Below are 23254 nucleotides of genomic sequence, written 5' to 3'. Positions count from 1 at the left end.
GTGATGCATCAGGACCGGATCCCGATGCCCTTGTTCAACAGTATCAGGGCCGCCGTGTACAGGGCCGCGATGAAGGCCACAATTACGGCAAACGAGACCATGATCGGGAAGTCGCTGGACCCGAGGCTGCCGTAGCGGAAGCCGTCCACCATGTAGAGGATCGGGTTGAGCATCGATACGCCCTGCCAGAACTCCGGGAGCAGGCTGACGGAATAGAACACCCCGCCGAGATAGGTCAGGGGCGTGAGCACGAAGGTGGGCACGATCGCGATGTCGTCAAAGGTGCGCGCGAACACGCCGTTGATCAGCCCGGCCAGTGCGAACAGGATCGAGGTGAGCAGGACCACGATCAGCATCACGCCTGCGTTGTGGATACTCAGAGGGCTGAAGAACAACGAGACCAGCAGCACCGCCACGCCGACGCTGAGCCCGCGGGCGACACCCCCGAATACAAAGCCCAGGATGATCACGCTGTTGGGGATCGGCGAGACCAGCATCTCCTCGATGTGGCGCTGGAACTTGGAGCCAAAAAAGGACGAGACGACGTTCGAGTAGCTGTTGGTGATTACCGCGAGCATGATCAGCCCGGGGACGATGAAGTCCATGTAGCGAAAGCCGTCCATGTCTCCGATGCGTTCGCCGATCAGCCCCCCGAAGATGATGAAGTACAGGGCGGTGGTAATCACCGGCGGCAGGATGGTCTGCACCCAGATACGCGCGAAGCGCAGCACCTCCTTGGTCACAATGGTGCGAAAGGCGACCCAGTAGTCATGCAGGTGGCGCTCGCTCATTGCGGGTTCTCCGGCTGTTCGGCGGTGCCCGTGGCCCCCTGCGTCAGGTGGCTGGGGGCGGCGTCGCTGCGGGTCATGCGCAGAAACAGCTCTTCCAGCCGGTTCGACTTGTTGCGCATGCTCTGAACCCGCAGCCCGGCATGGTCCAGGACACGGAAGAGGTCGTTCAGGTGCTGCCCGCGCTTGATGTCGGCCTCCAGGGTCAGTTCGTCGATTTGCCGCAACGGGATCTCGGAGTCGTGGGGCAGCTGCCGGACCGGCTCGCTCAGGTCCAGAACCATGGTCTCGGTCTCGAGCTTCGCGAGGAGCTGCTTCATCGTGGTGTTTTCGACGATCTGGCCGTCATCGATGATCGCGATGTTGCGGCAGAGGGACTCCGCCTCTTCCAGATAGTGCGTGGTCAGGATGATGCTGCGGCCATCGGTATTGATGCGACGGAGAAAATCCCACATCGAGCGACGCAGCTCGATGTCCACTCCGGCCGTGGGTTCGTCCAGGATCAGCAGTTTCGGTTCGTGCACCAGGGCGCGGGCGATCATCAGGCGCCGTTTCATCCCGCCGGACAGGGTGCGTGCCATGTCCTTGCGCTTCTCCCACAGCCCCAGCTCGCGCAGGTAGTGCTCGGTGCGGCGCCAGGCCTCGTGGCGCGGGATGCCGTAGTAGCCCGCCTGGTTCACCACGATCTCGCCGATCGGCTCGAAGTTGTTGAAGTTGAACTCCTGCGGGACCAGGCCGATCGAGCGCTTCACGGACTGTTGATCGCGGTCGAGGTCGTGTCCGAACACGCGCACCTCACCGGCCGTCTTGTTGATCAGCGAGGTGATGATGCCGATGGTGGTCGACTTGCCCGCCCCATTGGGCCCGAGCAGGGCGAAGAAACTCCCGGGCGCCACCTCCAGGTCGATGCCCTTGAGGGCCTCGAATCCGTTCTTGTAGGTCTTGCGCAGGCCGCGAATTTCCAGCGCTGGTGTCATGCTCACATCCTGTGACGGTGGGTGTACCGGCCGGGGCGGCCGACGGGCGTTATTATGGCCATTTTGACCGAACCGGGAGGAAAGCCGCGTGGATTCTGCCTTTGTTGAAGCCGCCGACGATGCCATCGATCTGGTACCCGTCACCACCGACACCCTGGAGTCCCGTCTCGAGGCGGCCCCGCCAACGTGGCGCGCCTGGGCCGAGGCGGGGCGCTTCGAGGGCAAGGACGGGCAGGTCCTGCGTGTACCCGGGGATCAGGGACAGCTTGCCGCGGTCCTGGTGGGATTCGATGCCGAGACACCCCTGTGGATGCTAGCCGCGGCGGCCGAGACCCTGGCGACGGGCCACTATCGCCTGGTCACGGAGGGTCTCGACCCGACCACTCAGGAGCAGGCCGCGATCGGCTGGGGTCTGGGGTGCTACCGCTTCGACCGCTATCGGGCGGCCGAGGATCGGCCGGCGCCCAGGCTGGTCTGGCCCGAGGCGGTCGATCGCAAGCGAGTGATGGCCTATATCGATTCCATCGCCATGACCCGGGACCTGATCAACACCCCGGCCGCCGACATGATGCCAGCGAACCTCGCCCTGACGGCGCGCGAGCTTGCCGAGGCCTTTGGCTGCAGCCTGCACGTGGTCAGCGACAGCGACGCGCTGGAGAAGTCGTTCCCCTGCGTGTACGCGGTGGGCGAGGCGAGTGCGCACGGCCCGCGGGTGATCGAACTCACCTGGGGCCCCGCGGGTGCCCCGTCCGTCGTGTTGGTGGGCAAGGGCGTCTGTTTCGATTCCGGAGGCCTGAACCTGAAACCGGGCAACTCCATGCGCCAGATGAAAAAGGACATGGGCGGGGCTGCGATCGTGCTGGGGCTCGCGCGCCTGATCATGGCGACGGAACTGCCGGTTCGGCTGACAGTACTGATCGGCGCGGTCGAGAACGCGGTGGGTTCGCGTGCGTTCCGCCCCGGGGACGTGCTGACCGCGCGCAATGGCAAGACGATCGAGGTGGACAACACCGACGCGGAAGGAAGGCTGGTGCTCGCGGACCTGCTGGACCGGGCGGGCAGCTTCCACCCGGACCTGCTGGTCGACTTTGCGACCCTGACCGGCGCGGCCCGCGTCGCGGTGGGGACGGAGATCAGCGCTGTCTTTGCCAGCGATGAAAACTGGGCGAACGCGCTGGAAGCCCCGGCCAGAGCCTGGGACGACCCGGTCTGCCCGCTACCGCTGCATGCTCCGTATCGCTACATGCTGGACAGCGATGTCGCCGACATCGTCAACAGCTCGACCGGTGGCTACGCCGGCGCGATCACCGCAGGGCTGTTCCTGAAGGAGTTCGTGCCGGAAGACGTGCCGTGGCTGCACTTCGACATCATGGCGTTCAACGTGCGCGCCCGGCCGGGCCGCCCCAAGGGGGGCGAGGCGATGGGGCTGCGCGCGCTGCACGGGGCACTCGAAGAGCGCTACGCCAGCCAGAAAGCGTAAGCGGGGATTCAGCGGGCGAGGCGTTCGATCGGGAAGGCGGCGGTATCAGTGATCGCCTGGGCCAGCCCCTCGGCGTAGTGGTCGATCAGGGCCTGACCCAACTCGGGCGTGGCGCGGTCCGCGGCGCCTACGACGCCCTCTGGATTGAGGTCATCCGCCATCCAGGCGAACGCAGTCTCGCCGGTGGGACCCAGGCGTCCGGTCGTGCCCTCGAGATCCTCGCCCAGCGAACGGGCGTCCGGCGCGCGGTCCATCTGGACGAGTGTCGGTGCCAGCACACGCATCATTGCGGTCTCGCTCAGACCACCGTGCAGGCCATGTCGGCACTCGCGTTCGGGGATGTCGATGGTGTCCGGCAGTGGCTGCAGGAAGTAGTGGTGCTTGGTGACCAGCAGTCCATGGTCCCGGCGCAGATCCAGTGCGGCGAGCTCCATGATCGCGGTGTTGCCCCCGTGGCTGTTGGCCAGCACCAGGCGGCGAAAGCCGGCGTGGGCGACGCCCGCGCCGATCTCGCGCAACACCGCGAGCGCCGTCTCCGGTGTGAGGCTCAGCGTCCCTGCGAAATGGGTGTGTTCGGCGCTGGTGGCGATCGCCAGCGGCGGCAGCACCAGCGGCTCGAGATCGCTCGGGAGTATCGTCGCCGCCGCGTCCAGCAGGCCCAGGCCGATGCGCAGGTCCGTTTCCAGCGGCAGGTGGGGGCCATGCTGCTCGATCGCGGCCATGGGCAGCACCACGACCGCGTCGCGACGGGCATGGTCGGCAATGGCCTCGGTGGTCAGGTCCTGCCAGCGGATCAGGGTGCGGGTGTCCATTCAGGCAGCGTTGTCCGCGAGCGCGGTCCGGGTCAAGCCCCGCGCAGCCGGGCGTAGATGTCGCCGGAACCTACACGCTCCACATGCTGTTCCAGCCAGGCGCGGATGGCATCCGCGCTCTGCCAGGTGTCGAACCGGAAGCGGCGCTGTTCACCCACGATCAGGTTGTACTCGTAGTCACCCAGGGCGGTCAGTTGCGCCAGGCACTCCTCGGTGACCTCGTCGGCGCCGGCGACGAACTCGAAGGACAACGCCGGGACGGGTTGGCTGAGTCCGCGCAGGACCTCGGCCTCCAGACCCTCGACATCGATCTTGCAGAAGGCCGGCAGGCCGTGATCGGCGATGAGCTGGTCCAGGGTGACCATGGGAACCGCGATCTGGTCGTCCCAGGTCACCTTGCGGAAGCTGCGATTGCGTTTCGCGATCTCGCTTGTGAAACGTCGCGAGACCGAGGAGACGGTCGGGGTGCTGCGACTGACCTCGAGCTGCGCGGTACCATTCTCGGGCCCCACGGCCTCGCGGCGAACGCGCACGCCGGGGAGCCTGGAGGTCGCCTTGCGCAGCAGCCGCAGGATATGGGGCTGCGGCTCGAGCGCGATCACGTGCGCCCCGAGTGCGGCGAAGGCGCGGGTGCGATCTCCGATATGGGCGCCGATGTCGAACACGAGGTCACCGGGCCGCACGAACGCGGCGTAGAGGCGGCGCAGGCCGGCCTGGCGCCCGGGTCGCCAGTAGATCGCCATCGAGCGCAGGGTGCCCAGCCATGCCTGCAGGTGCTGGGGGAGCCGGTTGCGCGCGTCGGTGTCCTCGGGCGTGTCCATGTCGGCAGGCTACCGGACGCGGAACGTGCCGGCCATCGGGGGGTCCGAGAGTAGGTCTATCACCGGGGATGGTGCCTCAAACAGGAGAATTGCATGCAAGGCAGAGTAATCCGATGGCATGGCATGGGCGTGATGCTGGCCGCGATGCTGGCCGCGCCGCTGGTGCCCGGTGTGGCCAGCGCGGCGTGTCCGGCCCCGGGGCAATGGGCCACGCCGGCCGGCGAGGAGCTGGATCGCGCGGAGCTGTTCGCCGAGTTGGCGCAGGCGGATGCGGTGCTCCTGGGCGAGCGCCACGATCGCATGGATCACCATCGCTGGCAGCTGGGAACACTGGCTGCCCTGCACGGACAGCGCCCGGACATGGTCATCGGCCTCGAGATGCTGCCGCGCTCCGTGCAACCGGTGCTGGATCAGTGGGTGGCCGGCGAACTGGACGCGGATGCATTTCTGCGTGACAGCGACTGGTATACCCACTGGGGCTTCGATCCGGAGCTGTACTGGCCGATTCTGCATTTTGCCCGTGTACATGATGTCCCGCTGGTGGCGCTGAACGCCGAACGTGCACTGGTTCAGCGGCTCGGACAGGAAGGCTGGGACGCGGTCCCGGAGGACGAGCGCTACGGCGTCAGCCAGCCGGCCGATCCGCCCGAGGCCTACCGCGAGTATCTGGTGGAGGTGATGGAACGCCATCCGGCGGGCATGGAGCGCGACTCCGACCGGTTCATCGGGTCGCAGCTGGCGTGGGACCGGATGATGGCCGCCGGCATCGCCGAGGTCCTGGAGGCTTCGGACGAGCCGCCGCTGGTGGTCGGGATCATCGGTTCCGGCCACCTGCAATATGGCCATGGCGTGCCGCATCAGCTGGCCGATCTGGGCTATGAACAGGCCCCGGTCCTGCTGCCCCGCGAGTACCGGGAGGACTGTTCCGCGGCCGATCCGGGCCTGGCCCGGGCGGTATTCGGCATCACGGATGGAGATCGCTTTGACCGCGCTTCGCCGATGCTCGGCGTGCAGCTGCGCGGCGACGAGGACGGCGGCGTGACCATCCAGGGTGTGCAGTCGGGCTCCGTGGGTGAGGCCGCGGGCCTGGAGGGGGGCGACCGAGTCCTTCGTGCCGGCGACCAGCCAGTGGAGCGCCCGTCGGATCTGCAACGGATCGTCCAGCGCGTGACACCGGGCACCTGGCTGCCGCTGGAGATCGAGCGCAACGGCGAGGCCGAAGAGCGCGTAGCCCGATTCCCGTACGCCGATTAAACGAGGGGGCAATATGCGCGCGGCATGGTGGATCTCGATGGGCCTTATGGCGTTGCTGGGCTTCCCGGTCGCTTCGGCGGCCGGTAACGATTACGTCGAACCCGATTCCGACTTCCCGCTCGGCCTGAGCGTGCACCTGCACCCGGGCGAATCGACCTTCGACGGGCGTCTGGCGCTGGATCTGGAGCTCCTGGACCGGGACCCGCCGAGCCGATTGCGCCTCGATCCCGCCATGGGAGTGGATGCCGTGACCCTGGATGGTGACTCCATCGAACACGAGCTGACCGAGTCGGGCTGGCTGGAACTGGGGAGCGCGCTGTCCGATCGCGATGCCGGGCTCCTGGTGATCGCGTATGGCGCTCGGTTGTCGCGGCCTGATCAGGCGCGTCCCGGCTCGGGATTCCTGGGCGAGGAAGCCGGGTTTCTGCCAGCGGGGGCGGGCTGGTATCCCGCGCTGGAGGACGAGCCCGTGCCCATGCGGATTCAACTGACGGTGGACGGTGGCCAGAAGGCCGTGGTCTCCGGCTCGCTGATCGATGACACGCGCGAGGGCGAGCGCTATCAGGCCCGTTACGAACACCCCGCTGCGCGCCACCTGGCGCTCGCCTCCGGCATTTGGGAGTTGGGCGTGATCGAGGGCGACGGGTGGCAGGTGCGTACCCTGTTCCCGCAGTCGCTGCATGAGGCCTTTGGCGAGACCTACCGCGAGAAGACCGTCGAGTACATCGAGCGTTTCGAATCGGAGATCGGGCCGTATCCGTACAGCAGCCTGACCGTGGCGGCCTCGCCGCAGCCGGTGGGGCTGGCGTTCTCCGGTTTTACGCTCTTGGGCGAACAAGTCATCCCGCTCCCGTTCATCCCGTACACCTCGCTGGGGCACGAGGTCCTGCACATGTGGTGGGGCACGGGGGTCTATGTCGATCGCTCGGGCGGCAACTGGTCGGAGGGGCTGACCACCTACATGGCGGACTACCAGTTCAAGCGCGAGGCGGGTGAGGGGCGTGAGGAGCGAGCCCAGTGGCTGCGCGACTACGCGGCACTCCCGGCGGACGAGGATCGCGCCCATGGGGAGTACCAGGGCGGCAACCAGGGCGCGTTGCGCATCGCCGGCTATCACCGGGGCGCGATGATCTGGCGGATGCTGGAGGACTGGATCGGGCGCGAGGCGTTTTTGGAGGGTGCTCGCACGCTCTACAACGACTGGAAGGGGCGCGAGGCGGACTGGGATGCGCTGATCGCGGCCTTCGATTCCGCCACCGACGAGGATCTGGAACCGTTCTTCCGCCAGTGGGTTGATCGGCGCGGTGCGCCGGCACTCGAACTGGCCGATCTTGCCGTCGAACAGGAGACGAATGGGTGGACGCTGTCGGGTACGTTGCGTCAGTCCCGTGATGACGACCCCTGGGATCTGCGTGTACCCCTCGTGGTCGAGACCGAACAGGGGGCGGAGACGTTCTGGATTGCGCTGGCCGACCGTGAAAAGGCGTTCGAGGTGGATCTGGATGCCAAGCCGCTGCGCGTCGCCGCCGATCCCGACTGGCGGCTATTTCGCCATCTGGCCGAAGGCGAATCCCCGGCGATCCTGCGCCGCGCCGCACTAGACCCGGACACACAGGTGATCGCACTGGGCTCGGCGCGGCCGGTCGAGGTGGCGCCCTGGCTGGGGCGCGCACCCGAGCAGAGCCAAAACATGGAAGGGACCCGCATCGTGCTCGGCGAGCCGGACTCGGTCCGCGACTGGCTGCGCGCCCGCGACTGGCCGGAATCGCCGGTGGCGATCGACAGTGATCTGCCCGAGTCCCCGGACGCTGCCGCCTGGGCCATGCCCGGCGAGGATGTGATCGTGATTTCGGGCTCGGATGTGCAGCAACGCCGTGCGCTGGCGGGCGAGCTGCGCCACCGCGCGCATTACAGCTATGTCCTGCTGGAAGGCGAAGAGCGCCGCACGGGGCACTGGGCCACGCCGGGGATCTGGAAGGAACTGCAATGACGGAGGCGTTCGAGCTGGATAGGCGCCTGCACGCGGATACCTGGTTCGTCGCGGACTGGCCCCTGTCGACGCTGCTGATGATGGATCATGCGGCAATCCCGTGGTTCATCCTGGTCCCGCGCCGCGCAGGTTTACGCGAGTTGCATGACCTTGGGTCCGACGATGCGGCAATGCTGGCACGGGAGTCTTTGGTCCTGGCGCGGGCGATGCAGGCGGCCTTCGAGCCGCAGACGCTGAATGTGGCAAAGCTGGGCAATATCGTCGGGCAGCTGCACCTGCACCATGTCGCCCGTCAGCCGGGCGATCCGGCCTGGCCGGGCCCGGTCTGGGGCGTCCCCGCCGAGCGGGGCCTGGAAAAGAACGAGGCCGAGGACCGCATGCAGCGGGTCCTCGGCCTCGTGGAACGACTGGGCTAGGCCGGCTTAGAAGCGGTAGCCGACGTTCATCCCGAAGGTCCACGGGTCGATCTCGACCGTCCCGATACGCTGGCCGTCGAGACGCGCGGTGCTCTCGATGTCGATCCAGCGCACCTCGGTGTTCAGGAACCAGTTGTCATCCAGCGCGATGTCGATCCCGGCTTGCAGAGCGACACCCCAGGAGTCGTCGAGCCGCAGGCGGCTGTCGGACAGTGCACCGCGGGTGGTCGTGTCAAAGAAGTGGGTGTAGTTCACGCCCGCCCCCAGGTACGGGCGGAACGCCGAGCCGGTGTTGAAGTGGTACTGCAGGCTCAGGGTCGGCGGCAGGTGTCGGGTGTAGCCGACGTTGCCCAGACCTTCCAACGCGATGTCGTGCTTGAACGGGATCCCGACCAGCAGCTCCAGACCCAGGTTGTCAGTGAGCATGTAGGTCGCAGTGCCGGTCGGGCGCGTGCTGGAACCGACGTCCACGCTCAGGTCATCTCCCGTCAGTTCGCCGTTGTCGGACTTCGGCGAGATGTAGGTCAGGCCGCCGCGCAGCAGCCAGTCGCCGGCGGAGACATCCGCGCTGGCGGCGGCCGCTTGGGCCGGGATGAGGGCCGCCGGGGCCAGCAGGCCGGCCAGGGCTAGGGCACGAAAGGTCAGGGTACGGCGCATGTTCGGTTCCTCCGACAATGTGATGGTTCAGAGGTACTATTGCCCGCCTGGTATTAGCACTTGTTGATGCAGATCACGAGCGACAATAGTTTTCAGAACGGCAGCCGCTGGCCCTCGAAGTCGTAGAAGTTCCCGGAGTCCGATGCCTCCAGACGATCCAGCACCTTCAGGAGTTCGCCGGTGGCGTATTCCGGCGCGAGCACTTCCGGGGCGCGGGCCCGATAGGGCTCCGACAGGCGGGTCGCACAGGTCCCCGGCTGCAGGGCGATCACCGCGGCCTGGCGATGGCTGAAGCGCAGCTCCAGCGCCGTCGTGCGGACAATCTGGTTGAGCGCGGCCTTGGAAGCGCGGTAGCTCACCCATCCACCCCGCTGATTGTCCTCGATGGAGCCGACTCGGGCCGATAGGGTCGCCAGGATGCCCTTGCGCTGACGCGGCAACAAAGGTGCCAGGTGTTTGAACAGCAGGGCCGGGCCGATGGCATTGATGGCAAACGAGCGCGCCATGATCGCCGGATCGAGATCGCGCAGACGCTTCTCCGGGCCGTGGCCGTCGATGGTCAGGATGCCGGTGGCGTCCAGGATTAGATCCCATTCGGGCGCTTGTTTGCGTAGCCAGCCAGCGGCGTGTTCGATACTGGTCTCGTCGAGGAGCTCCACGGGCGGGTCGCTGTGGCGGCCAAGTCCCACTACGCGCTCGCAGGCCGGGTCGTTTTCAAGATGTTCAACAAACGCGGCGCCGAGCCCGCCCGTGGCACCGACGACCACGGCGCGATAGGGTATCTGCAGGGATTCCATACTGCCTGCGACCATGGCGCGGGGAATTGATTCCGGGGCCATGCCTCGGCAAGGGAGCGCATGAACTTTCTCCACACGCTGGGCCATGCGGCGCGCAATCTTGCGCCCATCGTGATCGTGGTTGCGGTGTTCCAGGCGCTGGTGCTGCGTACGGTGCCGGATGGCCTGCTGTCCATGGTGATCGGGCTGGCCATCGTGGTCTTTGGCGTGGCGCTGTTCCTGCAGGGCCTGGAGATGGGGATCTTCCCCATCGGCAAGAACCTGTCCAACGCGCTGGCCCGGCGCGGTTCGCTGCTCCTGCTGATGGCGTTCGGCTTTACCCTCGGCTTCGCTACCGTGATCGCGGAACCGGCCCTGATCGCTGTGGCGGAGCAGGCGGAGCTGATCAGCGAGGGACGGATCGAGGGCTTGGTCCTGCGCCTGATTGTCGCGTTGTCCGTGGGTGCCGTGGTGGCGCTGGGCATCCTGCGCACGGTCATGGGCCATCCGCTGCACTGGTACATTCTGAGCGGCTACGTGCTGGTGGTGCTGGTCACCTTCTTCGCCCCCGAGGAGATCGTCGGCCTGGCCTACGACTCGGGCGGGGTGACTACGAACATCGTGACCGTCCCGCTGGTCGCGGCGCTGGGTCTCGGCCTGGCGGCCTCGATCAGCGGGCGCAATCCACTGCGCGACGGCTTTGGCCTGGTGGCGCTTGCCGTGATGGTGCCAATGATCACGGTGCAGCTCTACGGAATCATTGTGTTCGCCGGCGCGGAGGTCGACGCCCCGGGCAATGGCGAGACCGCGGCCATGGATGCGGACACGGACCTTCCGGGTGCGGGCGAGGAACACTGGCTCTCCGCGATGGGGATGGACCTGCTACTGATGCTTCGCGATGTCGCACCGATCATCGCGGTGATTGTGGTGTTCCAGTACTTCGTGCTGCGCAAGCGCATCCCGTATCTGCCGCGGGTGATTTTCGGCTTCGTGCTGGTCGTGCTGGGCCTGTACGCCTTCGTGGTCGGGCTCAAGCTGGGCCTGTTCCCGATCGGCGAGAGCATGGCCGAGCAGTTGATCACCAACGAACTGTTCCTGTGGGTCTACCTGTTCGCGTTTTCCATCGGATTTGCGACCACGATGGCGGAGCCCGCGCTCATCGCGATTGGCCAGAAGGCCGAGGAGGCGGCGCGCGGTTCATTACGCGGCAATGTAATCCGCATCCTGGTGGCGCTGGGGGTCGCAATCGGTATCACCATTGGCGTGCACCGCATCCTGGTGGGCGACTCCATCCATCAATACATCATGGCTGGCTACCTGCTGGTGATCGTGCTGACGATCCTCGCCCCCAAGCAGATCGTGGCGCTCGCCTTCGACTTGGGCGGGGTGACGACCTCCGAGGTGACCGTACCCCTGGTCACGGCCCTCGGGATCGGTCTGGCCACGCATCTGGAAGACCGTAATGTCCTGATCGACGGCTTCGGCCTGATCGCCTTCGCGTCGATCTTCCCCATCGTCACCGTGATGGTCTACGCCATCCTGGTGGATATCTACGAGCGCTGGACCGGCAGGGGCCGCGCACAACAGGAGGATTCGCCATGAGATTTTCGGCACTGATCGCCGTGCTTCCGGATGACCTCGAGCAGCGGGCCATCGAGACGGCCAAGGCCGCGGGCGCCGGCGGCGTCACGATCATGGATGCCCGCGGTATCGGCGCGGAGGCCCGCAAGACGTTTCTGGGCATGACCTACGAGGGCAGCCAGTCGGTGCTGATGTGGGTGCTGGAAAAGAAGGTCGCGCTGAACGTGCTCAAGGTCATCAGTCAGGACCTGGAACTCGAAGGAGACCCGCGCGGCGTTGCATTCACCGTGGATATTGCCCACCTGGCCGGGATCGGGCGCAAGCAGATCGAGCAGTTCCAGGAACACGTAAAGGAAGAGATCTGAGGAGGACTCGAGCATGCTGGTAAGCGACATCCTGAAGCCCAATGTGATTACCGTGTCGCCGCTCGCGCCGCTGCGCGAGGCGATGCAGCTGATGCGGCGGCACAACGTGAAGTCCCTGGTGGTGGACAAGCAGCACGAGCACGACGCCTACGGGATCATCACCTACACAACAATCCTGAAGACCATCGTGGCCGAGGAGGGCGATATCGACCTCTCCAACGTCTACGATGTCTGTGCGAAGCCGGTGATCACCGTGCCGGCCGAGATGGACGTGAAGTACGTGGCGCGGCTGATGGTCAATCAGGGCATCCGGCGCCTGGTCGTGCTGCGGGGCAATACCCTGGAAGGAATCGTTACCACCAGCGATATCGTGGGCTCGATTCTCGAAATGGCGGATATGGAATGAACCTCCCCGCCGCGGGACACTCGGACCGGTAGTGCCGGTCCCAGGCTGATCCATTTCAAAGGAGTCCCGTGGCCACTGTCGCGTACATCGAGGGGTTCGAGAAACTCCGGCTGCTGGATGCAGCCATCGACCAGTCGCGCCACTCCGTTCTGATCACGGACGCGGACCTGGACGACGGGCCACGCATCGTCTACGTGAATGCCGGCTTCGAACAGATGACCGGGTACGCGGCCGACGAGGTGCTGGGCAAGACCCCGCGCCTGCTGCAGGGGCCGCGCACATCACGGGTAATCCTCGACCGCCTGCGCGCCGCGCTGGATGCGGGCGAGATGTTTGACGGCGAGGCGATCAACTATCGCAAGGATGGCAGTACCTACGTGGTGCGCTGGCATATCTCGCCCGTGTATGCCGACGATGCGCCGGAACGGATTACGCATTACGTATCACTGCAGCAGGACGTGACCGCCGAACGGCAACGCGACGAGCAGTTAAGACTGCTGTCGACCGCGCTGGAAGTGTCGGGTGATCCGGTCCTGATCACCGATCCTGAAGGTACGATTACCTACGTTAATGCCGCCTTCGAGGAGCTCATGGGCTATTCGCGCCGCGATGTCCTGGGCGCGAATCCGCGACGCTTCAGATCGGGCAGTCACGACGATGCCTTTTATCGCGGGATGTGGGAGTCGCTGGAGCGCGGCGAGACCTTCCGGGGCGAGTTCGTGAATCGGCGTCGCGATGGATCTCTGATCCATCTGGAGCAGACGATCACCCCGGTACTCGATGACCACGGCGAGATTTCGCATTACGTCGCCCTGGGCAAGGACGTGACCGACCGGGTGCGCATGGAGGACGAGATCCGGCGTGTGGCGAATACCGACTGGCTGACCGGCGTCGCGAATCGCCTGAGCCTCGGGAACACGCTGGAGGCGGAGATCGAGCGCAGCCAGCGCTATGGTCGTCCGCTGAGCCTGATCATGTTCGATCTGGATCACTTCAAGGCGGTGAATGACCGTTACGGCCACGATGCCGGCGACGAAGTCCTTAAAGCGCTGGCGAAGACCGTGAGTGCGGAACTGCGCGACGCGGATACCCTGGGTCGTTGGGGCGGAGAAGAGTTCATCATCTTGGTGCCCGAGACCCGGCTGGTGGGTGCGACGGCCATGGCCGAAAAGCTGCGCCAGGCGGTCGCTGCGATGAGCGTGCCCGGGGTGCCGGGCGTCACCGCCAGCTTCGGGGTCGCCGAACGGGCCTCCGGTGACAGCGCCAAGCTCCTCGCGCGGCGGGCTGACGAGGCGATGTACCAGGCCAAGCGGGCAGGGCGCGATCGTGTGGTCGCGCTCTAGGTTTCCGGTGACGGAGACACAAAAAAGGCCGGCGAACGCCGGCCTTTTCCTTGATGCGCTGAAGGCGCCGGTAACGGCTTACCCGCGGCGACGCAGCACCCAGATTTCCAGCAGGGCCCAGTCTTCGCCGGGATAGTTTTCCTGCTCCAGCGGCGACATACGACGGTGACGGGTTGCAGTACTGCCGACAAAGTCCAGACGATCCAGCAACAAACGCTTGGTGGCGTCCGCTTTTTCTAGTGCGAAGGGGTTGAGAAAATTCACCAGCATGTAGCCTTCGCCCTTGCCGCGCGCGAAGGCGTCCACCAGGCTCTCGATGGCCGGCGGGTCCAGATAGACCAGCGATGCGGTGGAGATGACGATGTCTGCCTCTTCCATCGACTGCTCGATCGCGTTGCGCGTGTCGGCGTCGGCCTGGTTCAGGTCAGCCTCGAAGGTCTGGTCGAACAGACCCGAGCTCTTGCCGTAGGCGAGGGCGTTGCCGGAGATGTCGATTCCGGTCGTTTTGATGGGCAGACGGCGCGGGGCAGCAACCGTCTTGCAGGCCTGCTCGTCGGCCCAGTTGGCGCGGATTGCCTCGACATCCATGCCGTGGACGGCCGCCATGGTGGTGTTACCAAAGCAGCAGCACAGATCGACGTAATTCAGGGTCTTGCCTGCGTCAGCCTGTTGCTGCGCCCAGGGGAGAATCAGCCGGTCGAAGGTTTGCCGGTTGAAGTCGTCGGAGATGTAATCGAGCGCGTCGATGATGCGCTCCTTGAACGGCACCGGGGTCTCGGCGACGTAGATATCGTCGAAATGCTGCTTCTTCTCCTCGGTCTTCACTTGCGGCTCACTCATCGGCTTCTCCTCGTTGGATAAACCCACCATGTTCAGGGGCATGAGCCGCAAGCGTCAAGTAAACCTACTGAGGTCGTTGTAACCTCCGTCGCATCATGCTGCGGCTCTGCTATGTATCATGAGGAGAAAGGAGTGCGCGCTGCCGGCGGTGCCGGGAGTCGGAGGGGGCCGGAAGGGAACTGCATGAAGATCGATTGCTTCAAGGCGTACGACGTACGCGGCCGCGTGCCGGATCAACTCAACCCCGAGGTGGTATACGCCATCGGACGCGCCTTTGCCGAAGAGGTCCGGCCCGGCCGTACGGTGGTCGGACACGATATCCGCCTCTCCAGCCCGACACTGGCCCAGGCCCTGACCGAAGGACTCACCGCCGGCGGTAGCGACGTGGCCGATATCGGTCTGTGCGGGACCGAAGAGGTCTACTTTGCGACTGCGCACTACGGGGCTGGTGGCGGGGTGATGGTTACCGCGAGCCACAACCCACTGGATTACAACGGGCTCAAGCTCGTGCGCGGCGAGGCGCGACCGATCAGCGGGGACTCCGGGCTGCAGGCGATCCAGGCATGCGCAGAGCGCGGCGACTTCCGCCCCATGCCACAAGGCCAGGTACATCCGCTGGACCATCGGCCGGACTATATCGCCCGGCTGCTCGCATCGGTCGACCGAGAGGCGCTGCCGAAGCTGCGCGTAGTCGTAAACCCGGGCAATGGCGGTGCGGGCCCGGTGCTGGAGGCACTGGAGCCTCATCTGCCGTTCGAGCTGATCCGCGTGAATTTCGAGCCGGACGGACATTTCCCCAATGGCATCCCCAACCCGCTGTTGCCGGAGAACCGAGCGGCCACGGCCGACGCCGTGCGCAAGCATGGCGCGGATCTGGGTGTGGCCTGGGATGGCGACTTCGATCGCTGCTTCCTGTTCGATGCAGCGGGGAATTTCATCGAGGGCTACTACATTGTGGGGCTGCTGGCGCAGGCCTGTCTGGAAGGCGGGCAACCCGGCGAGCGGATCGTCCACGACCCGCGGCTGACCTGGAACACCATCGAGATGGTGCGAGCGGGGGGTGGCGAGCCCGTCCAGTCCAAGACCGGGCACGCATTCATGAAGGAGCGCCTGCGCCACGAGGACGCCATCTACGGCGGCGAGATGAGCGCGCATCACTACTTCCGGGATTTTTACTACTGCGACAGCGGGATGCTGCCGTGGCTGCGGGTCGCCGAGTTGATGGGGCGCCGTGGCCAGTCGCTGGGCGAAATGGTGGCCGAGCGCATGGCACGCTACCCCTGCAGCGGCGAGCTGAACTTCGAGGTCGCGGACGTCGAAGCCGCCACGGATCGCGTTCTCGCGGCCCTTGAGGGTCAGGGTGGCGAGGAAGATCGCACCGACGGCGTCAGCCTCGAGTTCCCGGACTGGCGCTTCAACCTGCGCAGCTCCAACACCGAACCGCTGTTGCGGCTGAACGTCGAGACCCGCGCTGATCCGGCCCTGCTGGAGCGTCGCGTGGAAGAGCTTTCCCGCCTGATACGGGGATAACAACGATGGCGCCTGCCGATACCCAGAACCAGCTGCAACCGGTGATCCTGGCCGGCGGTACCGGCACGCGGCTGTGGCCGGTGTCGCGCAGCCATTACCCGAAGCAGTTCCTGCCCCTGACCGGCGACCAGACGCTGCTGCAGCAAACCGTCGCGCGCCTGGAGGGCCTGCATGCGGCGGCACCACTGGTGCTGGCCAACGTGGAGCACCGCTTCCTCGCCGCCGAGCAATTGCGCGCGATTGGTGTCGAACAGGCGCGCATCCTGCTGGAACCAGAGGGGCGCAACACAGCCCCGGCGATTGCCCTGGCGGCGCTGCAGGCCCGGGCGGAAGGGCGCGATCCTTTGCTGCTGGTCCTGGCCGCGGATCACCACATCGGTGATGGCGATGCCTTCAAGGCTGCCGTGGGCCGCGCCGTGGCGCTGGCGGAGGCCGGCTATCTGGTCACCTTTGGGATCGTGCCGGTGACACCCGAGACCGGTTATGGCTATATCCAGCAGGGCGAGTCGCTGGGCGAGGCCGGTGCGCGGGTCGCGCGTTTTGTCGAAAAGCCCGATGCTGCCACGGCGCGCGAGTACCTGAGCCAGGGGGGCTATCTCTGGAACAGCGGCATGTTCGTATTCCGTGCCTCGCAGTATATGCAGGAGCTGGAGCGCTTCGAGCCCGAGATCGTTACGGCCTGTCAGGCCGCGCTGGAGGGGGCGCGCGAGGACCTCGATTTCCTGCGCGTAGCCCCGGAGGCGTTTGCCCGGGCCCCGAACATCTCGGTGGACTACGCCGTGATGGAGCGCACCGACCGCGCGGCGGTCACGCCCCTGGCCGCGGGCTGGAGCGATATCGGCTCGTGGTCCGCCCTGGCCGGGGTGCGCGGGACCGACGCGCAGGGCAATACCCTGCGCGGCGATTGCCTGCTGGAGGACAGCGAGGGCTGCGTGGTCGATGCCGACGGCCTGCTGGTTGCGGGGATCGGCCTGCGCAACCTCGCGGTGGTCGCCACCCGCGATGCAGTGCTGGTGGCGGACCGCGACCGCGTGCAGGACGTCAAGCGCATCGTCGAGCGGCTGAAGTCGGACAACCGCAGCGAGCATGTGGACCACCCGGCGGTGTATCGCCCCTGGGGCTGCTACGAGTGCGTCGACGTCGGGCGGCGCTATCAGGTCAAGCGCATTACCGTAAAACCCGGGGCGAAGCTTTCGCTGCAGATGCATCACCATCGCGCGGAACACTGGGTGGTCGTCAGCGGCACCGCGCGGGTGCGCAACGGCGAGGAGACCTATCTGGTGACGGAGAACCAGTCCACCTATGTGCCGATCGGGCAGATCCATTCGCTGGAGAACCCGGGCGCGATCCCGCTGGAGCTGATCGAGATCCAGTCCGGCAGCTATCTGGGCGAGGACGACATCGTGCGGCTGGAGGACCTCTACGGCCGCGTCTGAATACCGCCCGAGCGGCTATCCCTCGCACTAGCCGAAGTCGCGGGAGCGGGTGGTCAGCTCGCCCAGCCAGGCGCTGCGGTCGATCAGGCGCTGCACGATCAGGTGGCCGACCCCTTCGCTGTACTGCCATTCCCCGTGGGCCTCCAGCAGGCGGCCGTGCAGGACCTCGGCGCGAAAGCGCTCCACCCGGTCCGGCCAGACGATCAGGTTCAGCGTGCCGCTCTCGTCCTCCAGGGTCAGGAACACCGTGCCGTTGGCCGAGCCGGGACGCTGGCGGGTAATGACGATGCCGGCATAGCGGGCACCGGGATGCCCAGGGCGTTCCAGCAGCCGGGCGGCGGTGGGTAAACGTCTTTGCTCCAGGAACGGGCGCATCAGCGCCAGCGGGTGCGGGCCCAGGCTCAGGCCCTGGGTGGCGTAGTCCTGCACCAGGTCATCCACCGCATCCGGGCGCGGCAGCAGCGGGGTCACGTCGGCTTCGCGCACTGTGTCGGCCGGGGCGTCGGCGAACAGGGGCAGGGGTTCCTCCACCGCCTCGGTTGCCCAGCGCGCCTGGTGGCGGTTGCCGGCCAGTCCCTTCAGGGCGTCGGCGCGGGCCAGGCGGTTGGCCTGGGCACGGGTCAGGGCGGCGCGGGCGACCAGATCCGGCACGTCCGCGAACGGGCGCTCGGTGCGCGCGGCGACGACGCGCTCGGCCACGGCCTGCGCGAGCCCGCCGACCCGGTTCAGGCCCAGGCGCAGGGCCAGCGCGTCGCTCCCGGCCACCGGCTCCACCGTGCAGTCCCAGTCACTGCAGCGCACATCCACCGGGCGCACCTCCACGCCGTGGCGGCGCGCGTCGGCGACGATCTGTGCAGGGGCGTAGAAGCCCATCGGCTGGCTGTTCAGCAGCGCGCAGGCAAAGATCGCCGGTTCATGGCACTTGAGCCAGGACGAGACATAGGTGATCAGCGCAAAGCTGGCCGAGTGCGACTCGGGGAAGCCGTACTCGCCAAAGCCAAGGATCTGCTTGTACAGCTGCTCGGCGAACTTCTCCGGATAGCCGCGTTGCCGCATCCCGTCCATCAGGCGCTCGCGGTAGCGCGCGAGCTGGCCGGTACGGCGCCAGGCCCCGATCGCGCGGCGCAGCCCGTCCGCCTCGCCGGCGGAGAAGCCGGCCGCGACCATCGCCAGCTCGATCACCTGCTCCTGGAAGATCGGCACCCCCAGGGTGCGCCCCAGCACCCGCCGGATCTCGGGATTCGGATAACGCACCCGCTCCGGGTGGGCACGGCGCTTCAGATATGGGTGCACCATCTCGCCCTGGATCGGGCCGGGGCGCACGATGGCGATCTCGATCACCAGGTCGTAGAAGTTCGCCGGCTTCAGGCGCGGCAGCATGCTCATCTGCGCGCGCGACTCGATCTGGAACACGCCCAGGGTGTCGGCCTTCTGCAGCATGTGGTAGACCGCCGGATCCTCGGCGGGGATGTCGGCCAGACCCCAGTCGCGGCCCCGGTGGCGCGCCATCAGCTCCAGCGCGCGGCGCACGCAGGAGAGCATCCCCAGCGCCAGCACGTCGATCTTCAACAGCCCCACCGCGTCGAGGTCGTCCTTGTCCCACTGGATCACCGAGCGCTCCGGCATCGCCGCGTTCTCGATTGGCACCAGCTCGTCCAGCCGGCCCTCGGCGATCACGAAGCCGCCGGTGTGCTGCGACAGGTGGCGGGGGAAGCCCAGCAGCTCGGCGGTCAGCGCCTGCCACTGTCGGGCCAGGGCACCATCCGGATCCAGCCCGACCTCGCGCAGGCGCTCGGCGGGGATGCCGTCGTCCCACCAGGCGAGGTTGGCGGTCAGCGCATCCAGCCGCGCGCGCGAGATGCCCAGCGCGCGGCCGACGTCGCGCAGGGCGCTGCGCCGGCGGTAGCGGATCACCGTGCAGGCCAGCGCCGCGCGCTCGCGGCCGTAGCGCTGGTAGATGTACTGGATCACCTCCTCGCGGCGCTCGTGCTCGAAGTCGACGTCGATATCCGGCGGCTCGCCACGCTCGGCGGAGATGAAGCGCTCGAACAGCATGCTGGAGCGCGAGGGGTCCACCGCCGTGATCCCGAGCGCATAACAAACGGCGGAGTTTGCCGCCGAGCCGCGCCCCTGGCACAGGATCCCGCGGCCGCGAGCAAAGCGCACAATGTCGTAGACCGTCAGGAAGTAGGGCTCGTAGCCAAGCTGCGCGATGATCCCGAGCTCGCGTTCGATTTGTTCGGACACCTTCGGCGGGATGCCGTCGGGCCAGCGCCCGCGCGCGCCCTTCAGGGTCTCCTTGCGCAGGTAGGCGGCCGGGCTCGTGTCCCGGGGCAGGGGATCGGTCGGGTAGCGGTAGGTGACCGCGTCCAGCGAGAAGTCGCAGTCCCGCGCGATCCGCACACTGGCCGCGAGCCAGGCGGCGGGATACAGCGCGGCCAGGTCGTCGCGCGGGCGCAGGCAGCGCTCGCCGTTGGGGAAGCGCGACGGGGCCGCCTCGGCAACTGTGGTGCGCAGGCGCAGCGCGGTCAGCACGTCCTGCAGGGCACGCCGGCCGCGAGAATGCATGTGCACATCGCCGCAAGCGACGATCGGGAGTCCCACCGTGTCGGCGAGCTGCTGTGTGCGGGTTGCCAGCGCGGCATCCTCCGGCGTGCGCAGCTGGCTGACCGCCAGATGGGCCTGCCCCGGCGCGGCCCACCCGGCCAGCCAGCGGGCCGCTTCGGCGAGCGTCGGCTCCGCGATCTCGGGCTCGATACGCAGCAGGACGTGCCAGCCGGCACGCGCCTCGGCGGGCAGGGCGTCGAGGTCCGCCTGTGTCAGGTGGTAGTGCCCCTTGTCCGCCGCCCCGCGTGCATGGGTGATCAGCCGGCACAGCGCGGCATAGCCCGCCGCATTGCGCACCAGCAGGGTCAGGGCGGGGCCGTGTGCCAGCTGGAAGGTCGCCCCTAGGATCAGGTGCAACCCGCAGTCCTTCGCCGCCGCGTGCGCGCGGACCACGCCGGCCAGCGAGGCGATATCGGTCAGCGCCAGCGCGCGATAGCCCAGCGCTCGGGCCCGCTCCACCAGCTCCTCCGGGTGCGAGGCCCCGCGCAGGAACGAGAAGTTGCTGACGGCCGTCAGCTCGGCGTACTCCGATGGTTCGGGGGTAGTGGCATCCATAGACTGTTTATATAAACAGTATTACGGGCTGGCAAGAAACCCTGGCTTCGAGCCGGTGCGCCGGCTCCGGTATGGTAGGCCCGCTACCGGCCGATCCCAGTGACGACTCCCCTATGCGCAGCGCTATCTACAACCTGCTGATCCTCCGCCTTACCTCGCAGTGGTATGCCGAGGTCATGCGGCGGCTGCCGGACGGGGCGGCCCTGCTGGACGTGGGCATTGGCACCGCCGGCGCGCTGCTCGCCAATGCCGACACGGCGCGCGAGAAGGGGCTCGTCATCACGGGGATCGATATCGATGCCGACTACATCAAGCACGCCCGGCGAGCCCTGCGCGACTCGTCCCTGGCCGATCATGCCGAGGCCCGACTCGAATCCATCTACGACCACACGGGTGGCCCGTACGACGCGATCTACTTCTCCGCCAGCTTCATGCTCCTGCCGGACCCCGAGGGCGCTCTGCGCCACTGCCGCAGCCTGCTGAAGCCGGAGGGGAAGGTCTTCTTCACCCAGACCTTCCAGACCCGCCCCTCCCGCTGGATGGAACGCTTCAAGCCGCTGCTCAGACGCATCACCACCATCGATTTCGGTCGCGTGACCTACGAAGAAGCGTTTCGGGAACAGGTGGCGGGGGCCGGGTTTGTGATCGACGAGTTCACCACACTCGGACGCCACGGGACGCGCGCCTCCGTCCTTGCCATCGCCCGACCCGCCAGCTCCGCCTGAAAGCACGCCGGTTCGCCGCCGAGGCTGGGACCTACCACTGTAGGAGGCGAGCCCTCTCGCCGATCGGGCATGTCCAGCGCCCTATCGCCCAGAGGGCTGGGCTCCTACGAGAGAAGGGGGCGTGTGCGGCATCTGGCACGCGGGTTCGTCGCCGAAGCTGGGGCCTACCCACTGTAGGAGGCGAGCCCTCTCGCCGATCGGGCGTGTCCAGCCTCCATCGCCCAGAGGGCTGGGCTCCTGCCGGAGAGCGCACGCCAGAGGCGTCAGACCAAGGGTGCGGCGGTTCCCGCCTTCGGGCTCAATCCTCGCCCAGGGGAACGATCTCCAGTGCTACCTCCACCTCGCGCTCAGTGCCGTCGCGCCATACCCGCAGCGTCACCACGTCGCCCTCCTCGCGCCCCAGAATCACGCGCTGGATGTCGATCGGCCGCGTCACGCGCTGTCCGTCGATATGGGTGATCACGTCGATATCCACCGGGAACGCGCGCCCGTTTACCAGCAACACGTTCTCCGGCCGCCGGATGCCGGCGCGTTCGGCCGGCCCGTCGGCCGAGGTGTCGGTCACCACCACGCCATGCTCTGGCAGCCCCAGCTCCGCGCGCAGGCCGCGCGGGTAATCCACCACCCGCAGCGCCACCTCCATGCCCATGCGCGGGCGTTCCGGCAGCTGCGCCGCCGCGGCCGCCAGGCCGGAAAAACCGCCCGCGCGCAGTTCCGCCATCGCCTCGGCGACCAGGTTGCTCGGCACCGCCAGACCGATGCCCGCGAAGGTTCCGGCCGGCGCCAGGATGGCATTGTTGACCCCCACCGCCTCGCCACTGGAATCGAGCAGCGGCCCGCCGGAATTGCCGGGGTTGATCGCAGCATCGGTCTGGATGTACGGGATCTCGATCCCCACCAGCCCCGGACGCTCGCGCTCCAGCGCCGACACGATCCCGGCGGTGACCGTCGAATGCAGGCCGAACGGATTGCCGATCGCGATCGCCTTCTGGCCGACCTGCAACCGGTCGGAATCGCCCAGCGGGATCGGGCCGGGGTCGGGCGCCGCCGCCGGGTCCACTAGCTCCAGTAGCGCCAGATCCACGTCCGGGTTGGCACCGACCACCCGCACATCGTGCTCCACCTCCGGCGTCCCGAGGAACGACACCGTTAGCGTCGCCCCTGGTGCCAGATCGATGCGGTCCTCCTTCGCCTCGCCAACCGTGGCCGCGATCACGTGGAAGTTGGTGATGATCTGGCCCTCGTCGTTTACCACGAAGCCACTGCCACCGATCACCTCGGTCATCTCGTCGGGGCCCGCGTCGTCCTCTTCTGCTGTTCTCGACACCCGCACCGAAACTACGCTCGGCCCCGCCTCGCGCGCCACCGCGATCGTGTTTCGCTCGTCATCCAGGCCTTCCGTGGGCTGGCTGATGGCACAGCCTGCGGCCGATACGACTGCCAGCAGAACAAGCACCAACCCGGCCCCATGCAGCATCCGATATGGCCCCGCCATGATGTTCCTCTCTTTTCGCCAGCATCCCCGGGTGCGCTCGGCACCGAACCCATGTCCCTTCGATCATAGACCGCGCTCCGCAGCCGACATAGGGCGCAAGCACAGCCATGCCAAAACGGGGGACTGCGGCGTACGGCGATGGTGGATTCCCGGACGTGCCAAAAGGTGGATGTCCCGTTAGTCTTCCCCAGCGAAACGGCGATACCGCGTCGAAGCGCTTGCATTTGGAGCGATACACGAACGGGACTGTCGATCCTGACGGTAGATAACCTGGAGCTCCAATGCAGCCGGAAAGGCAGCGTGGAGCCGGAGGAGGGTGGGTTGCCGCATTCTCACGTCGCCGAGGCTGGGGCCTACCCACTGTAGGAGGCGAGCCCTCTCGCCGATCGGGCATGTCCAG

The 23254-nt window shown here is 67.0% G+C and carries 20 protein-coding genes; 11 read left to right on the top strand and 9 right to left on the bottom strand.

What is annotated here, in order from left to right:
• Nucleotides 1-8: 8 nt before the first annotated feature.
• Nucleotides 9-791 (bottom strand): ABC transporter permease, encoded by a 783-nt coding sequence (locus F791_RS0111290; RefSeq protein WP_018139694.1) that lies wholly within the window; start codon nt 789-791, stop codon nt 9-11.
• Nucleotides 788-1765 (bottom strand): ABC transporter ATP-binding protein, encoded by a 978-nt coding sequence (locus tag F791_RS0111285; RefSeq protein ID WP_018173913.1) that lies wholly within the window; start codon nt 1763-1765, stop codon nt 788-790. The genes F791_RS0111290 and F791_RS0111285 overlap by 4 nt, the downstream gene beginning before the upstream one ends.
• Nucleotides 1766-1853: 88 nt before the next feature.
• Between F791_RS0111285 and F791_RS0111280 the strand changes: the two genes are divergently transcribed.
• A complete protein-coding gene (locus F791_RS0111280; protein ID WP_019592627.1) occupies nt 1854-3245 on the top strand; it encodes a M17 family metallopeptidase in 1392 nt (463 codons plus the stop codon).
• Nucleotides 3246-3253: 8 nt separating this feature from the next.
• On the opposite strand, the gene F791_RS0111275 is transcribed toward F791_RS0111280, so the two are convergent.
• Both F791_RS0111275 and F791_RS0111270 read right to left on the bottom strand, forming a co-directional pair.
• Entirely contained in the window at nt 3254-4057 is an 804-nt protein-coding gene (locus F791_RS0111275) for a creatininase family protein (protein WP_018139697.1), read from the bottom strand.
• Between the two features lie 32 nt (nt 4058-4089).
• Nucleotides 4090-4878, bottom strand: coding sequence for an FkbM family methyltransferase (locus F791_RS0111270; protein ID WP_019592626.1), 789 nt, complete (start codon nt 4876-4878; stop codon nt 4090-4092).
• Nucleotides 4879-5001: 123 nt separating this feature from the next.
• Between F791_RS0111270 and F791_RS0111265 the strand changes: the two genes are divergently transcribed.
• From F791_RS0111265 to F791_RS0111255, 3 genes are read left to right on the top strand one after another with little or no spacing between them, the layout of a single operon-like run.
• On the top strand, nt 5002-6132 hold the full coding sequence (locus tag F791_RS0111265; protein ID WP_018139699.1) for a ChaN family lipoprotein: 1131 nt from the start codon (nt 5002-5004) through the stop codon (nt 6130-6132).
• A gap of 13 nt (nt 6133-6145) precedes the next feature.
• The gene (locus F791_RS0111260; RefSeq protein WP_019592625.1) at nt 6146-8122 is read left to right on the top strand and encodes a M1 family metallopeptidase; all 1977 of its coding nucleotides are present in this window, start codon (nt 6146-6148) and stop codon (nt 8120-8122) included.
• A complete protein-coding gene (locus tag F791_RS0111255; RefSeq protein ID WP_018173908.1) occupies nt 8119-8538 on the top strand; it encodes an HIT domain-containing protein in 420 nt (139 codons plus the stop codon). Before F791_RS0111260 ends, F791_RS0111255 begins: the two co-directional genes overlap by 4 nt.
• Before the next feature lie 6 nt (nt 8539-8544).
• Here F791_RS0111255 and F791_RS0111250 read toward each other — a convergent pair whose 3' ends face one another.
• Nucleotides 8545-9195, bottom strand: a complete 651-nt coding sequence (locus tag F791_RS0111250; RefSeq protein WP_018139702.1) for an OmpW family protein — start codon at nt 9193-9195, stop codon at nt 8545-8547.
• Between the two features lie 92 nt (nt 9196-9287).
• A complete protein-coding gene (locus F791_RS0111245) occupies nt 9288-9992 on the bottom strand; it encodes an SDR family NAD(P)-dependent oxidoreductase (protein ID WP_019592624.1) in 705 nt (234 codons plus the stop codon).
• Between the two features lie 60 nt (nt 9993-10052).
• Here F791_RS0111245 and F791_RS0111240 point away from each other — a divergent pair, with 60 nt between their 5' ends.
• From F791_RS0111240 to F791_RS0111225, 4 genes are all read left to right on the top strand, one after another.
• A complete protein-coding gene (locus F791_RS0111240) occupies nt 10053-11573 on the top strand; it encodes a DUF1538 domain-containing protein (protein WP_018139704.1) in 1521 nt (506 codons plus the stop codon).
• Entirely contained in the window at nt 11570-11917 is a 348-nt protein-coding gene (locus F791_RS0111235; protein WP_018173905.1) for a hypothetical protein, read from the top strand. The genes F791_RS0111240 and F791_RS0111235 overlap by 4 nt, the downstream gene beginning before the upstream one ends.
• Before the next feature lie 13 nt (nt 11918-11930).
• Nucleotides 11931-12323 (top strand): CBS domain-containing protein, encoded by a 393-nt coding sequence (locus tag F791_RS0111230; protein ID WP_018139706.1) that lies wholly within the window; start codon nt 11931-11933, stop codon nt 12321-12323.
• Nucleotides 12324-12391: 68 nt separating this feature from the next.
• Nucleotides 12392-13666: a sensor domain-containing diguanylate cyclase gene (locus F791_RS0111225; RefSeq protein WP_019592623.1), complete on the top strand. Its 1275-nt coding sequence runs from the start codon at nt 12392-12394 to the stop codon at nt 13664-13666.
• A gap of 78 nt (nt 13667-13744) precedes the next feature.
• On the opposite strand, the gene F791_RS0111220 is transcribed toward F791_RS0111225, so the two are convergent.
• Entirely contained in the window at nt 13745-14506 is a 762-nt protein-coding gene (locus F791_RS0111220) for a class I SAM-dependent methyltransferase (RefSeq protein ID WP_026182236.1), read from the bottom strand.
• Between the two features lie 183 nt (nt 14507-14689).
• Here F791_RS0111220 and F791_RS0111215 point away from each other — a divergent pair, with 183 nt between their 5' ends.
• Together F791_RS0111215 and F791_RS0111210 are read left to right on the top strand one after the other, a co-directional pair.
• On the top strand, nt 14690-16036 hold the full coding sequence (locus F791_RS0111215; protein ID WP_019592622.1) for a phosphomannomutase/phosphoglucomutase: 1347 nt from the start codon (nt 14690-14692) through the stop codon (nt 16034-16036).
• A gap of 5 nt (nt 16037-16041) precedes the next feature.
• Nucleotides 16042-17472, top strand: a complete 1431-nt coding sequence (locus F791_RS0111210) for a mannose-1-phosphate guanylyltransferase/mannose-6-phosphate isomerase (RefSeq protein ID WP_019592621.1) — start codon at nt 16042-16044, stop codon at nt 17470-17472.
• 27 nt (nt 17473-17499) lie between these two features.
• Here the strand turns inward: F791_RS0111210 and F791_RS0111205 are convergent, their stop codons facing one another.
• The gene (locus tag F791_RS0111205) at nt 17500-20634 is read right to left on the bottom strand and encodes an error-prone DNA polymerase (RefSeq protein WP_018995312.1); all 3135 of its coding nucleotides are present in this window, start codon (nt 20632-20634) and stop codon (nt 17500-17502) included.
• A 113-nt stretch (nt 20635-20747) separates the two neighbouring features.
• Between F791_RS0111205 and F791_RS0111200 the strand changes: the two genes are divergently transcribed.
• Nucleotides 20748-21359, top strand: a complete 612-nt coding sequence (locus tag F791_RS0111200) for a bifunctional 2-polyprenyl-6-hydroxyphenol methylase/3-demethylubiquinol 3-O-methyltransferase UbiG (protein WP_019592620.1) — start codon at nt 20748-20750, stop codon at nt 21357-21359.
• 298 nt (nt 21360-21657) lie between these two features.
• Here the strand turns inward: F791_RS0111200 and F791_RS0111195 are convergent, their stop codons facing one another.
• Nucleotides 21658-22836, bottom strand: a complete 1179-nt coding sequence (locus F791_RS0111195; RefSeq protein WP_019592619.1) for a trypsin-like peptidase domain-containing protein — start codon at nt 22834-22836, stop codon at nt 21658-21660.
• Between the last annotated feature and the right edge of the window lie 418 nt (nt 22837-23254).

This window comes from Thioalkalivibrio sp. ALRh (assembly GCF_000381425.1).
In the GTDB taxonomy this organism is placed as follows: Bacteria; Pseudomonadota; Gammaproteobacteria; order Ectothiorhodospirales; family Ectothiorhodospiraceae; genus Thioalkalivibrio.
Note: the sequence above shows the minus strand (reverse complement) of the source record. Positions and strands in the feature narration are given on the sequence as shown.